The organism is Aeromonas sp., from assembly GCF_050633025.1.
Taxonomy (GTDB): Bacteria; Pseudomonadota; Gammaproteobacteria; order Enterobacterales; family Aeromonadaceae; genus Aeromonas.
In genome coordinates this window covers 1-21,310 of record NZ_JBODRQ010000027.1, presented here as the reverse complement: position 1 = coordinate 21,310, position 21,310 = coordinate 1, and the positions used below count along the sequence as shown (strand labels likewise).

Sequence of the window (21,310 nt, the reverse complement as noted above, 5' to 3'; positions counted from 1 at the left end):
GAAATCACCATGAAACGACATCTTCGCTTCCTGCAGGCCGCGCTGGCGACCTTACTGCTCTGGTGTGCCCTGCCCGCCGTGGCAGGGGAGTTGCCACCGCTCTCGCTGGCCGATGCCAAGGCCAAACAGGCTGTCATCCTGGATACCCGCGCCAGCTACTTCTATCAGGGGTGGCCGATGGAAGGGGAGAAGCAGGGCGGCCATGTGGCGGGCGCCGAGAACCTCTCAGCCGAGTGGAAATACAGCGATGAAGAGTGGCCAAAGGCCCTCGAGATCAAGGGGCTGAAAGCCGATCGTCCGGTAGCCCTCTACGGTGCGTCCCGCGAGGTGGCCGAGGTGGCCCGTCTGCTGCGCAAGCAGGGGATCAAGCAGCTGTTCGAGTTGCAAGGGTGGCAAACCGCACCGCGCGAGTCGCTGGCACGCTGGCAGCAGCTGGTCTATCCGCGCTGGTTGGCGGATCTGCAAGAGGGCAAGCCGGTTGCCGCGGCGCCCAAGGGTGACTGGAAGCTGTTTGAAGTGGATTGGGGTTCACCCAAGGCCTACCTCATCAGCCACATCCCGGGGGCCGGTTATATCGATACCAACAGCCTCGAAGAGGAGCCGCTGTGGAACAAGGTCTCTGACGAAGCGCTCAAGAAGCTGCTGCTGGATAACGGCATCCGTCACGACACCACCGTCATCCTCTATGGTCGCAACACCATGGCGGCCGCCCGTGCCGCGCACCTGATGATGTATGCGGGGGTGGAAGATGTACGCCTGCTGGACGGTGGTCTGGATGCCTGGTTTATCCAGCATCTGCGCACCGAAACCGGTCTGCCCAACAAATATGAGCCGGTGAAGGAGTTTGGCGTGGCCATTCCCGCTCACCCCGAGTACTACACCACGCTAAGTCAGGCGAAAGAGCTGCTCAAGAAGCACGATAGCGCACTGGTCAGCGTGCGTACCTGGGACGAGTTTGTCGGCAACACCTCAGGTTACAGCTACATCAAGCCGAAGGGCGATATCCCGGGGGCCAAGTGGGGTCACGGCGGGGTGGATGCCAACAGCATGAGCGACTTCCATAACCCGGACGGCACCATGAAACCGGCCCGCGAAATCCTCGCTATGTGGGATGAGTGGAACATCAAGCAGACCCAGCAGACCGCCTTCTACTGCGGTACCGGCTGGCGCGCCTCCGAAGCTTTTTTCTACGCCTGGCTGATGGACTGGAAACGGATCAGCGTCTACGACGGCGGTTGGTACGAGTGGAGTTCCGATCCCAAGAACCCGACCGTGACCGGTGAGCGTCAGCCCGCCAAGTCATGATTGCGCGCTGGTGCTGAAAAGAAGAGGCCGGACAGAGATGTCCGGCCTCTTTGTCTCTGTTCGCCAAGATTCCTGGCGGCTCGGCTTTACCGATGGGCTCCCGGTTGTCACTGATGTTTGATAGTGATCTCAATTTCTTGCGTCAGTTACCAAGTGATAACAGGATTGGAGTAGGCTGTGATCGACACCCTCGTGGTGAGGGTGAAAGGAGACGATTGCACCTATGAAAAAACTGATGATGATCCTGGTGTGCGCCCTGGGGCTGGTGGCATGCAGCTCCCAATACATCATGAGCACCAAGGATGGCAAGATGATCACCACAGAGAGCAAACCCAAGCTGGACGAGAGCACCGGCATGTATCGCTATTACGATCATGAAGGGCGCGAGGTAATGATCAAGAAAGATGACGTGACCCAAATTATGGAACGCTAAGCGCTCTCTTGCCGCAAGGGCCGCTATCTGCGGCTCTTCTCATTTTCGCCGAAAAGTCGCGCTTTTTTCTCGGTTTTTCCGCGCACATTCGCAGCAAATTCAGCCGTGATACAGCTTCCGTTATGGTTTAACCCTTATCATCACACTCCGTTTTTTATTGGAGGTGTTATGTCCCTGATGTCTATCTGGAATTCCCGTTTTTCTGCAAGCACCCTGCTGGGTGGTGCCTTGCTGGTGGTGGCGTCAGCCAGCCATGCTGGTGATGATCAGTTCACGCTGGGGCGGACTATTTTACTGGGAGCCGGTGATCATGGTGCGACAATTCCTTTGGTGATTTGCCGTCAGACCAAATATATCAAGGTGAAGGCGGAACGTGATTTGACCCTGGATCGGGTGGTGGTGACTTATGGCAGTGATCGAACCAAAACCATTCGCTTTGATCGGGAGATGAGCAGTGATAAAGAGACCGAGTGGAAATCACTGGGTTCGCGTCGTTGTGTGAAAAAGATCGAAGTGTACGGTAATTCAGATCGCAGCAAAGCGGGCGTAAAAGTATTCGGCCGCAAATAATTGATGCGGTTTTTCTGCGCAAACAGATGAGTTAAAAATAATGGCGAGCCGTGGCTCGCCATTATTTTTTATGGTCGGGTTTGCTATTTTTTCGGCCGAAATGGCTTGATGACAGTTTCATCGCACTCAAGATAGGGCCCTTCCATCAAATCGATGCAGTAGGGGATGGCGGGGAAGACTGCATCCAGACATTCGCGGATCGATTTGGGCTTGCCCGGCAGATTGACGATCAGGGTGTCATCACGCAGTCCGGCGGTTTGACGCGACAGAATGGCGGTCGGCACAAATTTGAGGGATGTGGCCCGCATCAGCTCGCCAAAGCCCGGCATCATGCGATCACACACTGCTTCGGTTGCTTCCGGCGTGACATCGCGCTTGGCCGGGCCGGTGCCGCCTGTGGTGACGATGAGACAGCACTGCTCCTCATCCGCCAGCCGGATCAGGGTCGCTTCAATCTGATACTGCTCATCGGGGATCACCTGATAGACAGGTTCCCACTCCGAGGTCAGATAGGCGTTCAGAGTGTCGATGATGGCCTTGCCGGAGAGGTCTTCATAGATGCCCGCGCTGGCGCGATCGCTGACGGTGACGATACCGATTTTTGCCTTGCTCATGGTCTGCTCTTGAGTGTTCGATAAAAGTGGGAATTAAAATAACATAATCAGTGAGATATGTTAAACCGTCAGGTGATGACGCGGGGCGGTGAGGAAAGAATAAAGTGTCGAATGAAGCAGAATAAGGCCACCTAGAAGTTTATTTGCAATAAAAAACAGAAAATCACATACCTAAAATGTATAAGTGTTTTATCTCGCCTGAATTAAAAACAATCGCTTGTTTCCAAACACAATTAAAATAGATAGACACCCTCGTAGTAACCATTGTCCGGTTTGGTCGCCAGTGGAAGGATTGACCCCTTTTTAGCCGCATCGTATATACAGGTCTATATGGCAGGGACGTGATGGTGTGGTACCGCAGTGTGCTGCCAGCAATAGTCGACAAGGAGGGCATATGGAGTTGCCTGATTTTGACACCCTGAAGAAGTTGGCTTCGAGTGAGCCCTCCCGTCTGGATGCAATTCTGGAGCAGCAGATCGACCAGTTGATGGCCCGTGCGAGCCCCGATCAGCAGCGCCGTCTGCGCGGGTTGCAGTTCAAGATTGATGGTCAGCGCCGTCTGGCGAAAAACAATCTCGATAGCTGCATCCGGATTGCCAATATGATGAGGGAGTCTTTTTATTTGATGCGCAGTGAAATGATTCAGTTTCGGGAGGAGAGGGGGCTTTCGCATGAAAACGATAGCAGTGGTAAAATAATCCGTCTGGCGGACTATCAACATCGTAAATAATCTGAAATCACTCCCTTGTCCAATATTTAAGCTAACTTGAAAAAGCCAGAATAAAGGGAGGTTATGATGTGCGGATTGTTATGGCTCTTAATGGTAGTGGTAATGTATTTGTAATGTGACCTATTTTCTTCTTCTTGTAATAACTTATCAGTCAGGTTGTGATAGGGGTGGATGAATAACAGTAAAAGTTAGGCTAATATGGCCGTAATTTTTATTGCTACGACTCGAAGGGATTATGAGAAGTATCACTCCAAGACGGGTGTTGTCGCGGGAGCAACAGACTGAGATCACCCGTATTGTCGTCAAGGTGGCTCAGATGTTGGCCCAGTTTGGGGCGGAGAGCCGGATTATCGAGCAGACCACGGTGCGGCTGGGAATTGCACTGGGGTTGGAGAGTGTCGAAATGGCCATCTCCTCCAGTGCCATCGTGCTCACCAGTCTCTATCAGGGGGGCTGTGTCACCACGACCCGGCGGGTGCGCGAGCATGGCATCAATATGCAGGTGGTGTGCGAGATCCAGCGGATCTGCATCATGGCGGAGAAAGATCTGATCGGTGCCCGTGAAGTACGCCAGCGCCTCGAAGCCATTGTTCCCTTCCACTATCACCCCTGGTTGGTGGTGCCCATGGTGGGCCTCTCCTGTGGTGCCTTTAGCCTGCTGTTTGGCGGTGACTGGCCCATCTTTCTGGTGACCTGCTTCTCGTCTGCTGTGGCGATGCGGGTGCGCCAGCTGATGGCCCGCCATCACCACAGCCCGCTCATCAACTTTGCCGCCACCGGCTTTATCGCTACTTTGCTTTCCTCCAGCGCCACCTTCTTCAACTGGGGTGACCAGCCCTATCTCGCCATGGCAGCCAGCGTGCTGCTGCTGGTGCCGGGCTTTCCGCTGATCAATGCCGTCTCAGACATGGTGAAGGGCTACTTCAACATGGGGCTGGCCCGCTGGGGGACAGCGACCCTGCTGACCATTAGCGCCGCCATAGGTATCATTTTGGCCATGTCGGTCACCGGGATCTGGGGGTGGAAGGTATGATGGACTTGCTCTGGCTACTGGCCAAGGATGCCTTCTGGTCGGCCATCCCGGCGGTGGGGTTTGCCATGCTGTTCAACGTGCCGCCACGGATGCTGAAATATTGCGCCATGGGCGGGGCGCTGGCCCATAGTCTGCGTACCTTGCTGATCCACTACGGCATGCCCATCGAGTGGGCGACGCTGGCTGCGGCGACCACGGTCGGCTTTGTTTGCGTCTACTGGTCGCGCCGTCTGCTGGCGCCGCGACCGGTGTTCAGCGTTGCCTCCATCATTCCGATGATCCCGGGCAGCTATGCGTTCAAGACCATGATCGCGGTGGTGGAGCTCAACATCAGCGGCGTGACCATGGAGTTAATCCAGAGTGCGGTGGAGAACGGCCTCAAGGCGCTCTTTATCGTCGGTGCCCTCAGTTTCGGTTTGGCGATCCCCTCTCTGGTCGTGTACCGTAACCGCCCCATAATCTGACAGACGGTGAGAGGCCCCATGAAGATTTCCATGATTGCCGCCATGGCCCACGACAGGGTGATCGGCAAGGACAACCAGATGCCCTGGCATCTGCCTGCCGATCTGGCTCACTTCAAGCGTGTCACCCTCGGCAAACCGGTATTGATGGGGCGCAAGACCTTCGAATCCATCGGTCGGCCGCTACCCGGACGGCGCAATCTGGTGATCAGCCGCAATCCCGACTATCAGGCCGAGGGCATCGAGGTGGTGGGCTCCGTCGAGGCGGCGCTGGCGCTGTTGGCTGGTAGCTCGGTGGAGGAGTTGATGGTGATCGGTGGCGGTCATCTCTATGCCGAGATGTTGCCGAGCGCGGATTGCCTCTACCTGACGCAAATCGATCTGGCGGTGGAGGGGGATACCCGCTTCCCCGCTTTTGATGATGGCCAGTGGCAACGCATTGCGTGCGAGAGCCACCCTGCCGATGAGAAAAACCCGTCTCCCTATAGCTTCGAGACCTGGCAGCGCCGCTGACGGGCGAATGCTAATGGGCAAATAACAACAAGGGCATCTTCGGATGCCCTTGTTGTTTGGTTGCTTTTTCAAGACGGTATTAGATGCCTGAGCCGTCGTTCTCGCCATTTTCCTCGTGCAAACCGCATTCGCGCTTGAGGCCGAAGAACCGGGTCTGCTCCTCGCTCATGCCCGGCTCCCACTTGGCGGTGGTGTGGATATCGCCCACCGACAGGTAACCCTGTTCCCACAGCGGATGGTAGGGGAGGTCGAACTCCTTGAAGTAGTAGAAGACGTCCTTGTTGCTCCAGTCGATCACCGGCAGGAACTTGAAGCGGCCGCGCTGGATGCCCAGCACCGGCAGCTTGCCACGGCTGCCGGACTGCTCCCGGCGCAGGCCGGAGAACCAAGTCTGAGCCCCCAGCTCACGCAGGGCACGGTCCATCGGCTCTACCTTGTTGAGCTGGTTGTAGCGGGTGATCCCCTCCACCCCCTGCTCCCACAGGAGGCCAAATCGCGCCTCCTGCCAGGCTGGGCTGAGCTCGGCCCGATAGATCTTGAGATTTAGCGCGAGGCGCTCGGTCAGCTCGTCGATAAAGCGGTAGGTCTCGGGGAAGAGATAACCGGTATCGGTCAATACCACGGGCACGTCGGCCCGCTCGCGGCTTACCAGATGGAGCATCAGCGCCGCCTGAATGCCGAAGCTGGATGAGAGCACATGCTCCCCCGGCAGATTGGCCAGGGCCCAGCGCACCCGTTCTGGGGCACTCATGGTATCCAGCTCCCGGTTGAGGGGTGCGAGTACCTCGACTTGCTCCTCACGGCCGAGGGCCAGCAGTGCCTGCAGGTCAAGGCGGCCATCTTCAGTGACATTAAGCGGCATAGAAGTCCCTCGCGGAGTCGATGACCGGGGCTATGATGCCGGTGCGGATGACGAAGTCGCCGAAGCACTCGTCCGCGTTGCGCTCGCTGGCCCAGCGGCCGATCAACGCGTCCAGTTCTGCCAGGATCTGCGGCTCGGTGATGTTCTCCTGATAGAGGCGCGGAATGCGGGTCCCCTCCAGGTTGCCCCCCAGATGGAGGTTGTAGCGGCCGGGCGCCTTGCCCACCAGACCCACTTCCGCCAGCATGGCGCGGCCGCAGCCGTTGGGGCAACCGGTGACCCGGAAGATGATGGCGTCATCCGCCAGGCCGTGCTTGGCCAGTAAGCCTTCGATGTCGGTGACAAGCGCCGGCAGCATGCGCTCCGCCTCGGCCATCGCCAACGGGCAGGTAGGCAGGGCCACACAAGCCATGGACTGCTTGCGCTGCTCGCTTACGCCGTCATCCAGCAGGCCGTATTGGCGTGCCAGCCCTTCGATGCGGGCCTTCTCGCTGGCAGGCACCCCTGCGATGATCAGGTTCTGGTTGGCGGTCAGGCGAAAATCCCCCTGATGCACCTTAGCGATCTCCAGCATGCCGGTTTTGAGGGGCTTGCCCGGGAAGTCCAGCAGGCGGCCATTCTCGATAAACAGGGTGAGGTGGTGTTTGCCGTCGATCCCCTCGACCCAACCGAAGCGATCGCCACGGCTGGTGAACTCATAAGGGCGAACCTCACCAAACTGGATGCCGGCGCGGTTTTCCACCTCGGCCTTGAAGGCTTCGACACCGACGCGCTCGAGGGTGTACTTGGTCTTGGCGTTCTTGCGGTTGACCCGGTTGCCCCAGTCGCGCTGGGTGCTGACCACGGCGGCCGCCACCTCCAGCACGTGGGAGAGCGGAATAAAGCCAAAATCGCTCGCCTTGCGCGGGTAGGTGCTGGTGTCGCCGTGGGTCATGGCGAGCCCGCCGCCCACCAGCACGTTGAAGCCAACCAGCTTGCCATGCTCGGCAATCGCCACGAAGTTGAGATCGTTGGCGTGGATATCCACGTCGTTGTGAGGCGGGATCACCACGGTTGTCTTGAATTTGCGCGGCAGGTAGTTGGAACCCAGGATCGGCTCCTCGTCCTGCCCCAGTTTTTCACCGTCCAGCCAGATCTCCACGTAGGCGCGGGTCTTGGGCAGCAGGTGCTCGGAGATCTTCTTGGCCCACTCGTAGGCCTCCTGATGCAGCTCGGACTCCACCGGATTGCTGGTGCAGAGCACGTTGCGGTTCACGTCGCCAGCGGTGGCGATGGAATCGATGCCGGTGCTGTTGAGGGTCTGGTGCATCAGCTTGATGTCGCGCTTCAATACCCCGTGGAACTGGAAGGTCTGACGGGTGGTCAGGCGGATGCTGCCGTAGAGGCTGTGCTCTTCGGCGAACTTGTCGATGATCTGCCACTGGGCCGGGGTGATGATCCCCCCCGGCAGGCGGGCACGCAGCATGACGTTGTGCAGTGGCTCCAGCTTCTGGGCGGCGCGCTCCGGGCGGATGTCGCGGTCATCCTGCTGATACATGCCGTGAAAGCGGATCAGCTGGAAGTTGTCGCCGTTAAAGCCGCCGGTGAGCGGGTCCTGCAGATCTTGCTCTATGGTGCCGCGCAGGAAGTTGCTCTCGCGCTTGAGGCGCTCGTTGTCGGCCAGCGGCCCTTCGACCGGTCCCGCTTTTGGGTGAGAAAGAGGTTGTTTGCTCATCAATAGACATCCCTTTGATAACGTTTGGCACGACGCAATTCGCTCAAATACTCTTCTGCTTCCTCACGGCTCTTGTGACCGTGTTCGGCAATCACTTCCAGCAGGGCCTCCTGCACATCCTTGGCCATCTTGTTGGCGTCGCCACACACATAGAAGTGAGCGCCTGCTTCCAGCCACTGGTAGAGCTCAAGCCCTGCATCGCGCAGACGGTCCTGCACATAGATCTTGTTGGCCTGATCCCGGCTGAAGGCCAGGGAGATCTTCGACAGCAGCCCCGATTTCACATAACGCTGCCACTCCACCTGATAGAGGAAATCCTGGGTAAAGTGGGGGTTGCCGAAGAAGAGCCAGTTCTTGCCTTCCGCGCCCTGAGCTTCCCGCTCCTGCATAAAGGCACGGAACGGGGCGATGCCGGTTCCCGGGCCCACCATGATGACGGGGGTGTCGGGGTTTTGCGGCAGGCGGAAGTTGTCGTTGTGCTCCACGAATACCCGCGCCTCGCCATCCTCAATCAGCCGATCCGCCAGATAGGAGGAGGCGGCGCCAGAGCGCACTGTGCCATCTTCCTGTGGGTAGCGCACCACCCCGACGGTCAGGTGCACCTCCTCTTCCACTTCGCTCTGGGCAGAGGCGATGGAGTAGAGGCGCGGGGTGAGGGGGCGCAGCAGGCCAACCAGCTGCTCGGCCGTGAGGACGGTCGGGAAGCGTTTGAGCACATCCACCACCTGGGCAGAGGCGACCAGTGCATTGACCTGGGCCTTGTCGCCAGCCAGATCTTTCAGCGCTGCGTTGTCTGATATGTCAGCGAGCCCTGTGATAAAGCCGCCGTGCAGCCGGGTCAGTTCTAAGTGAGTGGTCAGTGCGGCGCGCAAGGTGCCGTGGGCCGTGGCTTCATCACCAGAGAGGCCGGTCAGGGCCAGCACTTCGCCCACCAGTTCGACGTCATTGTCGAACCAGACGCCGAGGGCATCCCCTGGCTGGTAGGTGAGGCCGGAGTCGGCCAGGTTGATCTCGATATGGCGGATATCCTTGGTGGAATCCCGGCCGGTGATCTTCTGATTGACCGACAGGCGGGCAGGGAAGGGGTTCTCCTTGCTGTACTGGCTGTGGCCAACCGCCTGCTGCACCGCACCTGCCACGCTGCTGGCTGTCCCGGTAGTGAGAGTCGCGGCAATGGCATTGAGTGCCTGCTCGCCCCACGTCTTGGCCGCATCCTGATAGTCCACATCGAGGCTGGCGAGCTCATAAATGCGCTCGGCCCCTGCTTTGGCGAGGAAGTCGTCAAAATCTTTGCCGGTCTGGCAGAAAAATTCGTAGGAGCTGTCACCCAGCCCCAGCACTGCGAACTTGAGCCCGTCCAGCTTGCCAATCTTGCCTTTTTTAAGCTGCTCGAACAGATCGACGGCGCTCTCCGGCGGTTCACCCTCCCCGTAAGTGCTCACTACCACCAGTAGGTGGCTCTCTTTCTTCAGCTGCTTGGGTTTATAGTCAGCCATCGACGCGAGGGTGACGGGTAGGCCGCGGGCTTCGGCCTGCGCCTTGATGGCACTGGCGACACCTTTGGCGTTGCCGGTCTGGGAGCCGAAGAGAATGGTCAGGCTGCCGCTGGGCGCAGCCACGGCGGCGCTGGTTGCAACGCCTTGGTTACCGGTCTGGGAGAGGCCGTAGAGATAACCGCTCATCCAGGCCAGTTGCTGGGTATTGAGGGTCGAGAGTACCTGCCCCAGCTGACGTTGCTGCTCATCAGAGAGGGGGGAGAGGTTGAATGGGGAATCCTTCAATTGCATCACACGCGTCTTCCATGGTCTGATTTTTGGCCAGATTAAGGGGTGCGATGGATAACAACAAAGAATAAAAATGTCTTTTTTATTCTATTTCTGCATTAAAAAGGCGATGGAGAGGGTCGCAAGGCGACTCAGGACGACAGGGCTCTCATGGTATAAAGGGTGATGAATGAACCCGTATTACCCACACAGGAAGCGTGAATGTCGACCATCAGCTTGTTTCATGTCAATGCCTTCAGCCGGCACCCCTTTGGTGGCAACCCGGCGGTGGTGGTGCTGGGGCCGAGCCAGCCGGATGCCACCTTGCTGGCCATGGCGGCCGAGTTCAACCTGTCGGAGACCGCCTTTCTGGTGCCTCTTGGCCATGCTCGCTATCAGCTGCGCTGGTTTACCCCTGAGCTGGAAGTGGATCTCTGCGGCCACGGTACCCTGGCGGCGGCCCAGGTGCTGTGGCAGACGGGGGCGGTGGCAGAAGATGAGGTCATTTGCTTCGAGACCCGCAGCGGCGAGCTGCTGGCCCGGCGTGAAGGGGCGTGGATCTGGCTCGATTTTCCGCGCCTTGCCCCGGCGCCGCTCGTTCTGGATCCGGCCTATGCGGCTGCGGTCGGTTGCCAGCCGCAGCAAACCCTGGCGGCTGGCGCCAAGTTCTTGCTGGTGCTGGCCAGCGAGGAGGAGGTTCGTGCGCTCACTCCCGATTTTCAGGCCCTGCGCGCGCTTCCTGGTCGCGGCCTGATGGTGACGGCACCCTCAAGCAACTCGGACCATGACTTTGTCTCCCGCTACTTCGCCCCCTGGGTCGGGGTGGATGAAGATCCGGTGACCGGCTCCAACCACTGCGCCCTGGTGCCCTTCTGGGCTGAGCGGCTCGGCAAACGGCAGCTGCGGGCTCGCCAGATCTCGGCCAGAGGTGGAGAGCTGCGGCTAGAGCTGCAGGAGAATCGGGTGCTGATGGCCGGTCAGGCCGTCACCTTGTGGCAGGGGGAGTGGCTGCTGCCAGCGGCCTCATAAGCGGCAAGCTGGCGGTGTATTGAAGGTTCGCCACCGGTTTGTGTCCGCCATAAAAAACGCCCCGCGGTTGCGGGGCGTTTTGATTGTCATGGACGGCAGCTGTGCTGCTGTGGCCCTGTTTCTGCGGCTCTTACTTTTGTGGACGTAAGGCCGGGAACAGAATGACGTCACGGATGGTGTGGCTGTTGGTGAACAGCATCACCAGACGGTCGATACCGATACCCTGACCGGCAGTCGGCGGCAGGCCGTGCTCCAGCGCGGTGACGAAGTCTGCGTCGTAGAACATGGCTTCGTCGTCGCCTGCTTCTTTCTGATCAACCTGATCCTGGAAGCGCTTGGCCTGGTCTTCTGCATCGTTCAGCTCGGAGAAGCCGTTGGCCAACTCGCGGCCACCGATGAAGAATTCGAAGCGGTCGGTTACATCCGGGTTCACGTCGTTGCGACGGGCCAGCGGAGAAACGGCGGCCGGGTACTCGGTGATAAAGGTCGGTTGCAGCAGCATGTGCTCCACGGTCTCTTCGAAGATCGCGGTGATCACGTGGCCCAGCTCCCAACCCTTCATCAGTTCGATGTGCAGACGCTTGGCAACTGCCTTGGCGCTCTCGAGGGTAGCCAGATCGTCCAGAGTTACATCCGGGTTGAACTTCAGGATGGACTCGACCATGGTGAGGCGCTGGAACGGCTGACCGAAATCGATGGTCAGGCCCTCTTCGCCCTCTTTGGCGTAACGGATCTTGGTGTCGCCCAGGATGTCCTGAGCCAGGGTGCGCAGCAGCTCTTCGGTCAGGTCCATCAGATCGATGTAGTCGGCGTAGGCCATGTAGAACTCGATCATGGTGAACTCGGGGTTGTGACGAACCGAGATACCTTCATTACGGAAGTTGCGGTTGATCTCGTAGACACGCTCGAAACCACCGACCACCAGACGCTTCAGGTAGAGCTCCGGAGCGATACGCAGGTACATGTCGATGTCCAGCGCATTGTGGTGAGTGACGAACGGACGCGCGGAGGCGCCACCCGGGATGACTTGCATCATCGGGGTTTCCACTTCCATGAAGCGCTTTTCGTTGAAGAACTTGCGGATACCGGCAACCACCTGGGTGCGGATCATGAAGGTCTTGCGGGACTCTTCGTTGGCGATCAGATCCAGGTAGCGCTGGCGGCAGCGAGCTTCTTGGTCGGTCAGGCCTTTGTGCTTCTCGGGTAGCGGACGCAGCGCCTTGGTCAGCAGGCGGATATCGGAAACGTGAACGGAGAGCTCACCGGTCTGGGTCTTGAACAGGGTGCCTTCGACACCCACGATGTCGCCCAGATCCCACTTCTTGAACTGCTCGTTGTAGAAACCTTCCGGCAGGTCGTCACGGGTGACGTAGACCTGGATCTTGCCGGCCATGTCCTGCAGGGTGGCGAAAGAAGCCTTGCCCATGATCCGGCGGGTCATGATGCGACCGGCAATCTTCACCCGTTTACCCAAGGCCACCAGTTCGTCGGCGCTTTTGTCGTCGAACTCTGCGTGCAGATCGCCAGAGAGGCTGTCGCGACGGAAGTCGTTGGGGAAAGGATTACCCTGGGCGCGCAGGGCGGCCAGCTTGGAACGACGCTCGGTCATCTCGTTGTTGAGTTCGAGAGTTTGGTCGACTTCCGGAGTGATGGTTTGTTCAGACATGGTGATTCCTGCTTGTTTACAGACCTGATTTCAGGCTGGCTTCGATAAACTTGTCCAAGTCACCGTCGAGCACCGATTGAGTATTACGGGTTTCGACGCCGGTGCGCAGATCCTTGATACGGGAATCATCCAGCACATAGGAACGGATCTGGCTGCCCCAACCGATATCAGACTTGGTCTCTTCCAGGGCTTGTTTCTCAGCGTTCTGCTTCTGAATTTCAAGCTCGTAGAGCTTGGCTTTCAGCTGCTTCATACACTGGTCTTTGTTTTTGTGCTGGGAACGGTCGTTCTGGCACTGTACTACGACACCGGTCGGAACGTGGGTAATACGTACCGCGGATTCAGTACGGTTAACGTGCTGACCACCGGCACCGGAGGCGCGGTAGACGTCGATCCGCAAGTCCGCCGGGTTGATATCGATTTCGATATCGTCGTCGATCTCCGGGTAGACAAACACAGAACAGAAGGAGGTGTGACGGCGGCCACCGGAATCGAACGGCGATTTGCGAACCAGACGGTGCACGCCGGTTTCGGTGCGCAGCCAGCCGAACGCATATTCGCCGGTGAACTTGATGGTGGCGGATTTGATGCCAGCTACGTCGCCTTCGGAGCATTCAATCAGCTCGGGCTTGTAACCATGTGCATCGCCCCAGCGCAGATACATGCGCAGTACCATGTTGGCCCAATCCTGGGCCTCGGTACCACCGGAGCCGGATTGAATATCGATATAGCAGTCGGAGCCGTCTTGCTGGCCGGAGAACATGCGGCGGAACTCGAGATCCACCAGCTTGGCTTCCAGTTGTTCGGATTCGGCGGTGGCCTCGTTGAAGGTCTCTTCGTCTTCCCCTTCCACGGCCAGGCTCACCAGCATCTCGACGTCATCCACGCCCTGGGTCAGGGTATCGATGGTGCCGACCACGTTTTCCAGCGCTACGCGCTCTTTGCCCAGCGCCTGTGCACGCTCGGGTTCATTCCATACGTCCGGCTGTTCCAGCTCGGCGTTGACCTCTTCCAGACGCTCTTTCTTGGCGTCATAGTCAAAGGTACCCCCTAAGAAGCTCGGTCCGCTCAGACAGCTCCTTAAGCTTGTTTAATACAGGATTGACTTCAAACATCGTGACAACTCTCAGGGTCGATGTGACTTAAAAACGGGATATTCTAGCCAATTGCGGAAGGAATAAACAGGGTTGCCTTGGCTTGGGAGGCTCATGCAGTTAATTTCTGGTGCACTTTATTCCACCGCGGTAGAAAATATCGCCCGCCGGTCCATTTTCAGGTTCAGTTTTGGCTGGTTTGGTCGCTAATAACTTCGTAATGCTGTGCACCTTTAGGGAAAAACCCGCTTCTCACCTTAATAAGAAGAACACATGATGAAAAACCTGTCACTCAAGCAGAAGATACTGTTGTCAGTGGTGATCGCCCTTTCGTTGGTGATTTCGTTGCTCTCCTGGCAGAGCTATAGCAGCCAGAAAAACCTGTTGTTGCAGGGCAGCCAGGAGCAGTTGCAACGGTTGGGTATCCTGCAAGCTGAGCGGATCCACGACTGGCTCTCGGACCGTCATGATGTGATCCAGGCGCTCGCGAGCAAGGCCAGCGCCGATCCCCTCCATGCCTTGCAACAGGCGCAAGCCTCCGGTCGTTTCCAGCTTACCTATTTCGGTGAGAGCAACGGCAAGATGAATGACTCCAATCCAGCGATCGACCGCTCCAATTATGACCCGAGAGCCCGCCCCTGGTATCAGGAAGCCATGAGCAAGGGCACAATGATCACTACCAAGCCTTACCTGGGAGTTGCGAGTGAAGGAACCATTCTTACCATCGCGGCACCGATCGGTGGCGGTGTCGTTGGCGGCGATCTCGCTATCAATGCCGTGGTGGAAGATGTCACCCAGATGCAGCTGCCTGCCGATGGTTTCGCCATCATGATGCACAAGGATGGCACCATCATCGCCTACAAGGATGCCGCCAAGGCGATGAAACCGGCCAGCGAGATCGACAACGATTTGACCAATGCGCTGATTGAGCAGAGCAAATCGAGCAAGGAGCTGGTTCCGGTCTACTTCGATAGCGAAGGTCGCGACAAGCTGCTGTGGGCAGTGGATATCCCCGATACCGACTGGGAACTGCTGCTGGTGCTGGACAAGGCCGCTCTGGAAGCGCCGCTCTCCTCCCTGCTGATGACCCAGCTGGGGATGGCGCTGCTGGTGCTGGTGGGTAGCATCCTCGCTATCTCCTGGCTGGTCAGCATGCTGCTTGGCCCGCTCACCAAGGTTTCCCAAGCGCTGGCCCGCATTGCCGATGGTAACGGTGATCTGACCCAGCGCATCAAGATCGACGCCAGCGACGAAGTGGGCCAACTGGCCAACAGCTTCAACCGCTTCGTCGGCAGCCAGCATCAGTTGATCGGCAATATCCGCCGTCTGGCTAACGAGCTGAACGCTGATGCCGAATGCAGTCTGGTGACCAACCAGGCCGCGGTGGACGAGCTGCAGCGTCAGCAGCAGGAGGTGACCATGGTTGCCACAGCCGTCACCGAGATGGCGAGCGCCACCATGGAGATCGCCGGCAACGCCGAGAATACCGCTGCTGCTGCCCAGCAGTCCGCCCAGAGCAGTGAGCAGGGCAAGATGCTGGTCAACAAGACCCGTCACTCCATCCATGGTCTGGCCGAAGAGGTGGGGCAGGCGACCGAAGTGATCGGCGAGCTGAGTCGTCATGCTCAGGCTATCTCAGGCATTCTCTCTACCATTCAGGGGATTGCCGAGCAGACTAACCTGCTGGCACTGAACGCGGCCATCGAAGCGGCCCGTGCCGGTGAGCAGGGACGCGGTTTTGCGGTGGTGGCGGATGAGGTGCGGGTGCTGTCACGTCGCACTCAGGACTCCACTCAGGAGATCCACGCTACCATCGAGACCCTGCAACAGACCACTGCCCGCGCGGTGAGCCTGATGCAGACCAGCCAGGGACTCGCGGACAACAGCGTGCAGGATGCGGATCAGGCCGTGCGTGCGCTGGAAGAGATCACCAGTGCCATCTCCCTCATCTCCGAGATGGCGGGTCAGATCGCCACTGCCGCCGAGGAGCAGACCCAGGTGACTGGTGAGATCACCCAGAACACCACCGCCATCAAGGATGTGAGTGACGAGATCACCGCAGCCGCCATGCGTGATCTGGATCAGGCCCATAGCCTCAAGGGGCGTGCTACCGACCTGAACCAGCAGGTCTCGACCTTTATCCTGTAAGTTCTGAATCGCGGCGCGCACGGCCGCCTGAGCAAGCCCCGCACTCCGCCGAGTGTGGGGCTTTTTGTTTATATGTTGCGTGGAAGATGATCGAATGAATGAGATGCAAAGATACTGACGAGGAGAGGTCGACCGCGTACAGCAGCTGAAATAGCCCGAAGGCGGTTTTTTGTTTTGTTGGCCACCTACTCCGCTCAGGCCCGCGGGTGATGCTCGCCGTGCAGCGCCTTGAGTCGCTCGTTGGCCACATGGGTGTAGATCTGGGTGGTGGAGAGATCCGCGTGGCCCAGCAGCATCTGTACCACTCGCAGGTCGGCGCCGTGATTGAGCAGATGGGTAGCAAAGGCGTGGCGCAAAGTGTGAGGGGATAGCTCGCCGTTGATCCCGGCCCGCAGGGCATAGAGTTTGATGCGATGCCAGAAGGTCTGGCGAGTCATCATACGGGCCTGCTTGGAGGGAAACACCACATCAGAGCTGGTGCCCCCCAGCAGCAGGGTACGGGCCTCGCGGTAGTAACGCTCCAGCCAGTGCATCGCCTCCTCGCCCATCGGCACCAACCGCTCCTTGTTCCCCTTGCCCACCACCCGCACCAAGCCCTGACGCAGGCTGACATGCTCGGCGGTGAGCCCCACCAGCTCGGAAACCCGCAAGCCGGTGGCGTAGAGCAGCTCCAGCATTGCCTTGTCCCGCAACTCCAGCGGGTCATCCACCAGCGGCGCACTCAGCAACGCATCCACCTCCGTTTCGCTTAAATCGGAGGGGAGTTTTTTCGGCAGCTTGGGCCCCTCCAGCAGCACGGTCGGATCGTCGCTGCGCAGCTTCTCGCGGTTGAGATACTGGTAAAAGCGGCGCAGGGCCGACAGAAAGCGGGCGGTGCTGCTGGCCGCAAACTGGTGATCCACCCGCCAGGCGAGGTAGTGCTGGATCTCGTCCATCCCCGCCAGCAGCAGCGAGCTCCCCTGCTCATCGAGCCAGAGGGAGAACTTCTCCAGATCGCTGCGATAGGAGCTGACCGTGTTGTCAGACAATCCCCGCTCCAGCCAGAGGGCGTCGAGGAAGGGTTCAATCAGGGGATGGGGATCGGGTTTGCTCATGGTGCGCTGCAATCAGGGGATCGATGGCCCATTGTAACGCGCCAACTCCTTGGAAAGACAAGGCTCTTTCATTGGAAAGATAAGGCACGTTTGCCACGCCCCTTGCCGGGCGGTGAAGGTCGAATGGCAATCTGCTAGACTGGCGCCCTCCCCTTACGTTACCCATCGTGTTGCCAACATGGCGCAGCCCACACGAGCATGCGAGAACGCGCCAAAAGCAAGCGAGAAAGCGCCAACAGAGAGTAGAGCGATGAAGATTGGTCTGTTTTACGGTTCCACCACCTGCTACACCGAGATGGCTGCCGAGAAGATCCGCGCCCTCATCGGCCCCGAGCTGGTGGATATTCACAATATCAAGGATGTCTCCCTGCGCCGGATGGAGGATTACGAGATCCTGATCCTCGGCATCTCCACCTGGGATTTTGGCGAACTGCAGGAGGACTGGGAGTCCAGCTGGGAAGATATCGCCGATCTCCATCTGGAGGGGCGCATCGTGGCCCTGTTTGGCCTCGGCGATCAGCTTGGTTATGGCGAATGGTTCCAGGACGCCCTCGGCATGCTGCACGATCAGCTGGTGCCAAAAGGGGTCAAGCTGGTGGGCTACTGGCCCAACGAAGGGTACGAATTCGATGCCTCCAAGGCACTGATCGACGATGGCCGTCACTTCGTCGGGCTGGCGCTGGACGATGCCAATCAATATGACCAGACCGACCCGCGCATCGAGCTGTGGGTCGACCAGATCCTGACTGAAATTCACGAGCTGCTCTGATCTTTCCCACATTTTGGCAAAACGACCCTGAGCGCTTGGCCCTGGCCGCCGGGAGCAGTTATCGCACCGATTTTCTCAATCGGTATCATCGTGTGACGCTATAGCGACTTTTTTATGCTGGTCTGCAACAATGGACTCGACATCCCATAACAATCAGAGCCGGATGTCGGAAGCAAACGGACAGACCAGAAAAGGATATTCTATGACCCCATTCTCCCTGTTGGCCCCCGCCATTGCCCGTGACGTGCTCGATCACGCGCTGGCCCTGGGTGCTGATTTCGCCGAGCTGTTTGTGGAGCGCAAGCGCCGCAGCCAGCTCAGCCTGCTCTCCAGCCAGATAGAGAACATCAGCGGTGGCCTCGATTTCGGCATCGGTGTGCGCCTCTGTTACGGTCACAAGGTGCTCTACGGCTACACCAATCTGGCCAGCCGCGACGAGCTGCTGCGCATCGTCACCCTGCTGGCGGCCAAAGACCGCCGTGACCCAGTGGTGACCGCCACCGCCTTCGATTTCACCCGCCTGAGCGATCGCAACCCGGTGGCCCTGCCCTTGTCGGCCGACAAGCTGCTGGAGCAGAAGATCGCCTATCTGCACGCCATGGATGCGGTGGCTCGCGCCGAGAGCGACAAGGTGAGCCAGTTCTCCGGCAACGTGCTGGGCTGGGAGCAGGAGGTGGAGATCTTCAACAGCGAAGGGTTGCAAGTCGCCGATCGCCGCCACTACAACCGCATCATGGCCCAGACCATCGCAATGGAAGGAAGCGAGCAGAGCGTCGGTTACGAGGCCCCCGGCGCCCTGATGGGGTGGGAGCATGCCGATCGCATCGATCCGCGCGAACTGGCCCTCACCGCCACCCGTCAGGCACTGGTGAAACTGGGCGCGGCGCCCTGTCCGAGTGGCACTCTGCCGGTCATCATGGAGAACGGCTTTGGCGGCGTCATCTTCCACGAAGCGTGCGGCCACCTGCTGGAGACCACCTCGGTAGCCAAGAAGGCGTCGGTATTCCACGACAAGATGGGCCAGCTCATCGCCAATCCGGTGGTCAATGCGGTGGACGAAGGCTTGAAGAGCAACGCCTGGGGCTCCATCAACGTCGATGACGAGGGGATGGCGACCCAACATACCCAGCTCATCAAGGACGGCGTGCTGAGCGGTTTTCTGGTGGACCGAATGGGCGCCCTCAAGACCGGTTATGCCCGCACCGGATCGGGTCGGCGCGAATCCTACAAGTACGCCCCCACCTCGCGTATGCGCAACACCTATATCGAACCGGGCCACCATAGCCTCGACGACATGCTGGCCACGGTGGAGCACGGCATCTACGCCAAGAAGATGGGGGGCGGCTCGGTACAGCCCGGCACCGGCGAGTTCAACTTCAACGTGCAGGAGGCCTACCTCATCGAGCACGGCAAGATCACCAAACCGCTCAAGTCGGCCACCCTGATCGGCACCGGCCCGCAGGTGTTGAAAGAGATCTCCATGGTAGGCAGCAATCTGGCGCTGGCCGCCGGCATGTGCGGCTCGGTCTCAGGCTCGGTCCCCACCTCGGTGGGCCAGCCGGCGCTAAAAGTAGACAATATCCTGGTGGGAGGGAACGCCTGATGAGCACCATCGACATGAATCAACTGCTCACCCGCCTGCTCGACAAGGTGGCCGACCTCAACGCCGAGGCAGATATCATCGCCAATCAGGAGAAAGCCTTCTCCCTCAAGGCAGACAAGAGTGAACTGGGTGAATACAAGGTCACCAGCAGCCAGCAGCTCGGCATTCGCCTGATCAAAGAGGGTCGGGTCGGCATCGCCTACTCGGAATCCCTCGATGAGCTGGCGCTCGATGCCATGCTGCAAGATGCCTGTGACGCCAGCCGCTTTGCCAAGGTGGATGCGGATCAGCGCATCTCGGTGGCCAATAGCCGGCTCACCACAGATTGCGCCGAGATCAATCAGCCAGATACCACGCATGTTGAGGAGAAGATTGCTCTGGCCCTGCGCCTGGAGTCTGACATGCTGGCCATGCCCGATGTGAGCGGCGCCCCCTACAACAGCTTCTTTGAAGGGGAGAGCCAGCTCTGGCTCGCCAACAGTCAGGGCACTCTCTGCCAGCACGGCGAGTTCAGTGTCGGCTGCTACACCTCGGCGCTGGTGGAACGGGATGGCCGCCAGTCGATGCACTCGCAGGGGCAGTATGGCCGTCGCTTCGACGAGCTGGATAGCCAGCGGCTCATCGAGCAGATCTACGCCATCGCCAGCGACCTGCTGCCGGGCGAGGCGGTACCAAGCGGTCGCTACAGCGTCATCTTTAGCACCAACTGCTTCGCCAGCCTGTTTGGCTGCTTTCAGGGGGTACTGTCGGGCAAGTGGGCCCAGCAGGGGATCAACCCCTGGCGCAGCAAGGTCGGCCAGAGCGTGGCGTCACGCTGGCTTACTCTGGAAAGCCGGGTCTATATGCCGGGCGGCATGAACATCAAGGCGTTTGATGGCGAGGGGGCTGCCACCTCGGATCTGCTGCTGATTGGCGACGGTGAGCTGAAAACCCTGCTCCACAACAGCGCTACCGCCCGCCACTTTGGTGTGGCTAGCAATGGCTCGGCCGCCCGCGGCGCTCGCAGCGCCCTCGATGTGACCGCTCGCCATCTGGTGTTTGGCGCGGGCCCTCACTGTGAAGCGGAGGTGCAGAGCGGCGACTATCTGGAGCTGGTCAAGCTGGACGGCCTGCACTCCGGTGCCGATGCGGTGAGCGGCGACTTCTCCTTTGGCGCGTCAGGGTTCCTCTGCCGCGACGGGTTGCGACTGCAGCCGGTGCGCGGCATCACAGTAGCGGGCAACTTCTACCGCCTGCTGGGTGAGCTGGAAGCGGTCGGCGATATCCTGCACCACAACGATGGCAAGGGCTTCTACGCCCCGCTTATCCGTTTTGGTGGCCTCAGTGTCGCGGGCAAGTAATCCTGCCTGAAGGACGGCGCCCCGGGTCAACTCATGACCTGGGGCGCTGTTTTTTGATCTCTTTCCCTTCGCTCGTCTTACCGTTAATCCTCGTCAAATCGCCACTCACGGCGCGCCGGATCATGCAAACAGCTCTCCCCGTTGATCAGTTGCAGAGGGATGTGGTGACACGGTGCGTGGGATTCAATCATCTTCGCCAGCACCGCACTGTGGGTGGTCACCCAGAGCTGGGAATAACGGGAAGCCTCGCCAATCAACTGGCCCAGCGCGGGCAACATATCGGGATGCAGACTACTCTCCGGCTCGTTCAATACCACCAGCGGCGCCGGGCGTGGGCTGAGCAGGGCCACTGTCAGGCAGAGCAGGCGCAAGGTTCCATCGGATAACTCGCGCGCCCGCAGCGGACGGTGCAGCCCCTTCCGCGTCATCATTATCTCCAGTCCGCCATCGCTGGTTTCCACATGAAAGCGAGCATCGGGGAAAGCGCGAGCAAGAATCTCGTGCAACAAGTTAACAGCCCCAATCTCGATGATGGTCGCAAACGCTGCAGCGAGATCCCGCCCGTCATG

20 protein-coding genes are annotated in these 21,310 nt (G+C 59.2%); 12 read left to right on the top strand and 8 right to left on the bottom strand.

The window, feature by feature from the left end:
* Positions 1-9: 9 nt before the first annotated feature.
* From ACRAUW_RS05865 to ACRAUW_RS05855, 3 genes are all read left to right on the top strand, one after another.
* On the top strand, positions 10-1,305 hold the full coding sequence (locus tag ACRAUW_RS05865) for a sulfurtransferase (protein WP_431361538.1): 1,296 nt from the start codon (positions 10-12) through the stop codon (positions 1,303-1,305).
* A gap of 223 nt (positions 1,306-1,528) precedes the next feature.
* Positions 1,529-1,738 carry a YgdI/YgdR family lipoprotein gene (locus tag ACRAUW_RS05860; RefSeq protein ID WP_005335219.1) on the top strand — a complete coding sequence of 70 codons (210 nt, stop codon included), beginning with the start codon at positions 1,529-1,531 and terminating at the stop codon, positions 1,736-1,738.
* A gap of 168 nt (positions 1,739-1,906) precedes the next feature.
* A complete protein-coding gene (locus tag ACRAUW_RS05855; RefSeq protein ID WP_431361537.1) occupies positions 1,907-2,308 on the top strand; it encodes a DUF2541 family protein in 402 nt (133 codons plus the stop codon).
* Between the two features lie 83 nt (positions 2,309-2,391).
* On the opposite strand, the gene mog is transcribed toward ACRAUW_RS05855, so the two are convergent.
* Complete coding sequence (mog, locus tag ACRAUW_RS05850) at positions 2,392-2,922, bottom strand: molybdopterin adenylyltransferase (protein WP_431361536.1); 531 nt, start codon at positions 2,920-2,922, stop codon at positions 2,392-2,394.
* Positions 2,923-3,316: 394 nt separating this feature from the next.
* Between mog and ACRAUW_RS05845 the strand changes: the two genes are divergently transcribed.
* From ACRAUW_RS05845 to folA, 4 genes are all read left to right on the top strand, one after another.
* Positions 3,317-3,652 (top strand): DUF3135 domain-containing protein, encoded by a 336-nt coding sequence (locus ACRAUW_RS05845; protein WP_431361535.1) that lies wholly within the window; start codon positions 3,317-3,319, stop codon positions 3,650-3,652.
* A gap of 235 nt (positions 3,653-3,887) precedes the next feature.
* Positions 3,888-4,685 carry a threonine/serine ThrE exporter family protein gene (locus tag ACRAUW_RS05840; protein WP_431361534.1) on the top strand — a complete coding sequence of 266 codons (798 nt, stop codon included), beginning with the start codon at positions 3,888-3,890 and terminating at the stop codon, positions 4,683-4,685.
* Positions 4,682-5,149 (top strand): threonine/serine exporter family protein, encoded by a 468-nt coding sequence (locus tag ACRAUW_RS05835; protein WP_431361533.1) that lies wholly within the window; start codon positions 4,682-4,684, stop codon positions 5,147-5,149. Before ACRAUW_RS05840 ends, ACRAUW_RS05835 begins: the two co-directional genes overlap by 4 nt.
* A gap of 18 nt (positions 5,150-5,167) precedes the next feature.
* Positions 5,168-5,659, top strand: a complete 492-nt coding sequence (folA, locus tag ACRAUW_RS05830) for a type 3 dihydrofolate reductase (protein WP_431361532.1) — start codon at positions 5,168-5,170, stop codon at positions 5,657-5,659.
* A gap of 79 nt (positions 5,660-5,738) precedes the next feature.
* Here folA and ACRAUW_RS05825 read toward each other — a convergent pair whose 3' ends face one another.
* From ACRAUW_RS05825 to ACRAUW_RS05815, 3 genes are read right to left on the bottom strand one after another with little or no spacing between them, the layout of a single operon-like run.
* Positions 5,739-6,521, bottom strand: coding sequence for a phosphoadenylyl-sulfate reductase (locus ACRAUW_RS05825; protein ID WP_431361531.1), 783 nt, complete (start codon positions 6,519-6,521; stop codon positions 5,739-5,741).
* Positions 6,511-8,235, bottom strand: coding sequence for an assimilatory sulfite reductase (NADPH) hemoprotein subunit (cysI, locus tag ACRAUW_RS05820; protein ID WP_431361530.1), 1,725 nt, complete (start codon positions 8,233-8,235; stop codon positions 6,511-6,513). Before cysI ends, ACRAUW_RS05825 begins: the two co-directional genes overlap by 11 nt.
* On the bottom strand, positions 8,235-10,022 hold the full coding sequence (locus tag ACRAUW_RS05815) for an assimilatory sulfite reductase (NADPH) flavoprotein subunit (protein WP_431361529.1): 1,788 nt from the start codon (positions 10,020-10,022) through the stop codon (positions 8,235-8,237). Before ACRAUW_RS05815 ends, cysI begins: the two co-directional genes overlap by 1 nt.
* Before the next feature lie 198 nt (positions 10,023-10,220).
* Between ACRAUW_RS05815 and ACRAUW_RS05810 the strand changes: the two genes are divergently transcribed.
* A complete protein-coding gene (locus ACRAUW_RS05810; RefSeq protein ID WP_431361528.1) occupies positions 10,221-11,027 on the top strand; it encodes a PhzF family phenazine biosynthesis protein in 807 nt (268 codons plus the stop codon).
* A gap of 130 nt (positions 11,028-11,157) precedes the next feature.
* Here ACRAUW_RS05810 and lysS read toward each other — a convergent pair whose 3' ends face one another.
* Positions 11,158-12,693, bottom strand: a complete 1,536-nt coding sequence (lysS, locus tag ACRAUW_RS05805) for a lysine--tRNA ligase (RefSeq protein ID WP_431361527.1) — start codon at positions 12,691-12,693, stop codon at positions 11,158-11,160.
* 16 nt (positions 12,694-12,709) lie between these two features.
* Positions 12,710-13,808 (bottom strand): peptide chain release factor 2 gene (prfB, locus tag ACRAUW_RS05800; protein WP_431361526.1). Its coding sequence is split into 2 segments (ribosomal slippage): positions 12,710-13,732 and positions 13,734-13,808, totalling 1,098 coding nucleotides; the frame shifts between segments, so codons are not numbered across the junction.
* A 255-nt stretch (positions 13,809-14,063) separates the two neighbouring features.
* Between prfB and ACRAUW_RS05795 the strand changes: the two genes are divergently transcribed.
* On the top strand, positions 14,064-15,935 hold the full coding sequence (locus ACRAUW_RS05795; RefSeq protein WP_431361547.1) for a methyl-accepting chemotaxis protein: 1,872 nt from the start codon (positions 14,064-14,066) through the stop codon (positions 15,933-15,935).
* Positions 15,936-16,129: 194 nt separating this feature from the next.
* Here ACRAUW_RS05795 and xerD read toward each other — a convergent pair whose 3' ends face one another.
* Positions 16,130-17,029 carry a site-specific tyrosine recombinase XerD gene (xerD, locus tag ACRAUW_RS05790; protein ID WP_088868661.1) on the bottom strand — a complete coding sequence of 300 codons (900 nt, stop codon included), beginning with the start codon at positions 17,027-17,029 and terminating at the stop codon, positions 16,130-16,132.
* 250 nt (positions 17,030-17,279) lie between these two features.
* On the opposite strand from xerD, the gene fldB reads away from it, so the two are divergent.
* The 3 genes from fldB to ACRAUW_RS05775 all read left to right on the top strand — a co-directional run bounded on the left by fldB (position 17,280) and on the right by ACRAUW_RS05775 (position 20,741).
* Positions 17,280-17,798: a flavodoxin FldB gene (gene fldB / locus ACRAUW_RS05785; RefSeq protein WP_431361525.1), complete on the top strand. Its 519-nt coding sequence runs from the start codon at positions 17,280-17,282 to the stop codon at positions 17,796-17,798.
* 202 nt (positions 17,799-18,000) lie between these two features.
* On the top strand, positions 18,001-19,401 hold the full coding sequence (locus tag ACRAUW_RS05780) for a TldD/PmbA family protein (RefSeq protein ID WP_431361524.1): 1,401 nt from the start codon (positions 18,001-18,003) through the stop codon (positions 19,399-19,401).
* On the top strand, positions 19,401-20,741 hold the full coding sequence (locus ACRAUW_RS05775; protein WP_431361523.1) for a TldD/PmbA family protein: 1,341 nt from the start codon (positions 19,401-19,403) through the stop codon (positions 20,739-20,741). The genes ACRAUW_RS05780 and ACRAUW_RS05775 overlap by 1 nt, the downstream gene beginning before the upstream one ends.
* 83 nt (positions 20,742-20,824) lie before the next feature.
* On the opposite strand, the gene ACRAUW_RS05770 is transcribed toward ACRAUW_RS05775, so the two are convergent.
* Positions 20,825-21,310: AAA family ATPase (locus ACRAUW_RS05770; protein ID WP_431361522.1), on the bottom strand; the 486-nt coding region annotated here is incomplete at its 5' end.

Excerpts from the sequence above, each read along its gene's own strand:
- ACRAUW_RS05865 (WP_431361538.1), top strand. The coding sequence starts at position 10 with ATGAAACGACATCTTCGCTTCCTGCAGGCCGCGCTGGCGACCTTACTG.
- ACRAUW_RS05860 (WP_005335219.1), top strand. The coding sequence starts at position 1,529 with ATGAAAAAACTGATGATGATCCTGGTGTGCGCCCTGGGGCTGGTGGCA.
- ACRAUW_RS05855 (WP_431361537.1), top strand. The coding sequence starts at position 1,907 with ATGTCCCTGATGTCTATCTGGAATTCCCGTTTTTCTGCAAGCACCCTG.
- mog (WP_431361536.1), bottom strand. The coding sequence starts at position 2,922 with ATGAGCAAGGCAAAAATCGGTATCGTCACCGTCAGCGATCGCGCCAGC.
- ACRAUW_RS05845 (WP_431361535.1), top strand. The coding sequence starts at position 3,317 with ATGGAGTTGCCTGATTTTGACACCCTGAAGAAGTTGGCTTCGAGTGAG.
- ACRAUW_RS05840 (WP_431361534.1), top strand. The coding sequence starts at position 3,888 with ATGAGAAGTATCACTCCAAGACGGGTGTTGTCGCGGGAGCAACAGACT.
- ACRAUW_RS05835 (WP_431361533.1), top strand. The coding sequence starts at position 4,682 with ATGATGGACTTGCTCTGGCTACTGGCCAAGGATGCCTTCTGGTCGGCC.
- folA (WP_431361532.1), top strand. The coding sequence starts at position 5,168 with ATGAAGATTTCCATGATTGCCGCCATGGCCCACGACAGGGTGATCGGC.
- ACRAUW_RS05825 (WP_431361531.1), bottom strand. The coding sequence starts at position 6,521 with ATGCCGCTTAATGTCACTGAAGATGGCCGCCTTGACCTGCAGGCACTG.
- cysI (WP_431361530.1), bottom strand. The coding sequence starts at position 8,235 with ATGAGCAAACAACCTCTTTCTCACCCAAAAGCGGGACCGGTCGAAGGG.
- ACRAUW_RS05815 (WP_431361529.1), bottom strand. The coding sequence starts at position 10,022 with ATGCAATTGAAGGATTCCCCATTCAACCTCTCCCCCCTCTCTGATGAG.
- ACRAUW_RS05810 (WP_431361528.1), top strand. The coding sequence starts at position 10,221 with ATGTCGACCATCAGCTTGTTTCATGTCAATGCCTTCAGCCGGCACCCC.
- lysS (WP_431361527.1), bottom strand. The coding sequence starts at position 12,693 with ATGTCTGAACAAACCATCACTCCGGAAGTCGACCAAACTCTCGAACTC.
- ACRAUW_RS05795 (WP_431361547.1), top strand. The coding sequence starts at position 14,064 with ATGAAAAACCTGTCACTCAAGCAGAAGATACTGTTGTCAGTGGTGATC.
- xerD (WP_088868661.1), bottom strand. The coding sequence starts at position 17,029 with ATGAGCAAACCCGATCCCCATCCCCTGATTGAACCCTTCCTCGACGCC.
- fldB (WP_431361525.1), top strand. The coding sequence starts at position 17,280 with ATGAAGATTGGTCTGTTTTACGGTTCCACCACCTGCTACACCGAGATG.
- ACRAUW_RS05780 (WP_431361524.1), top strand. The coding sequence starts at position 18,001 with ATGACCCCATTCTCCCTGTTGGCCCCCGCCATTGCCCGTGACGTGCTC.
- ACRAUW_RS05775 (WP_431361523.1), top strand. The coding sequence starts at position 19,401 with ATGAGCACCATCGACATGAATCAACTGCTCACCCGCCTGCTCGACAAG.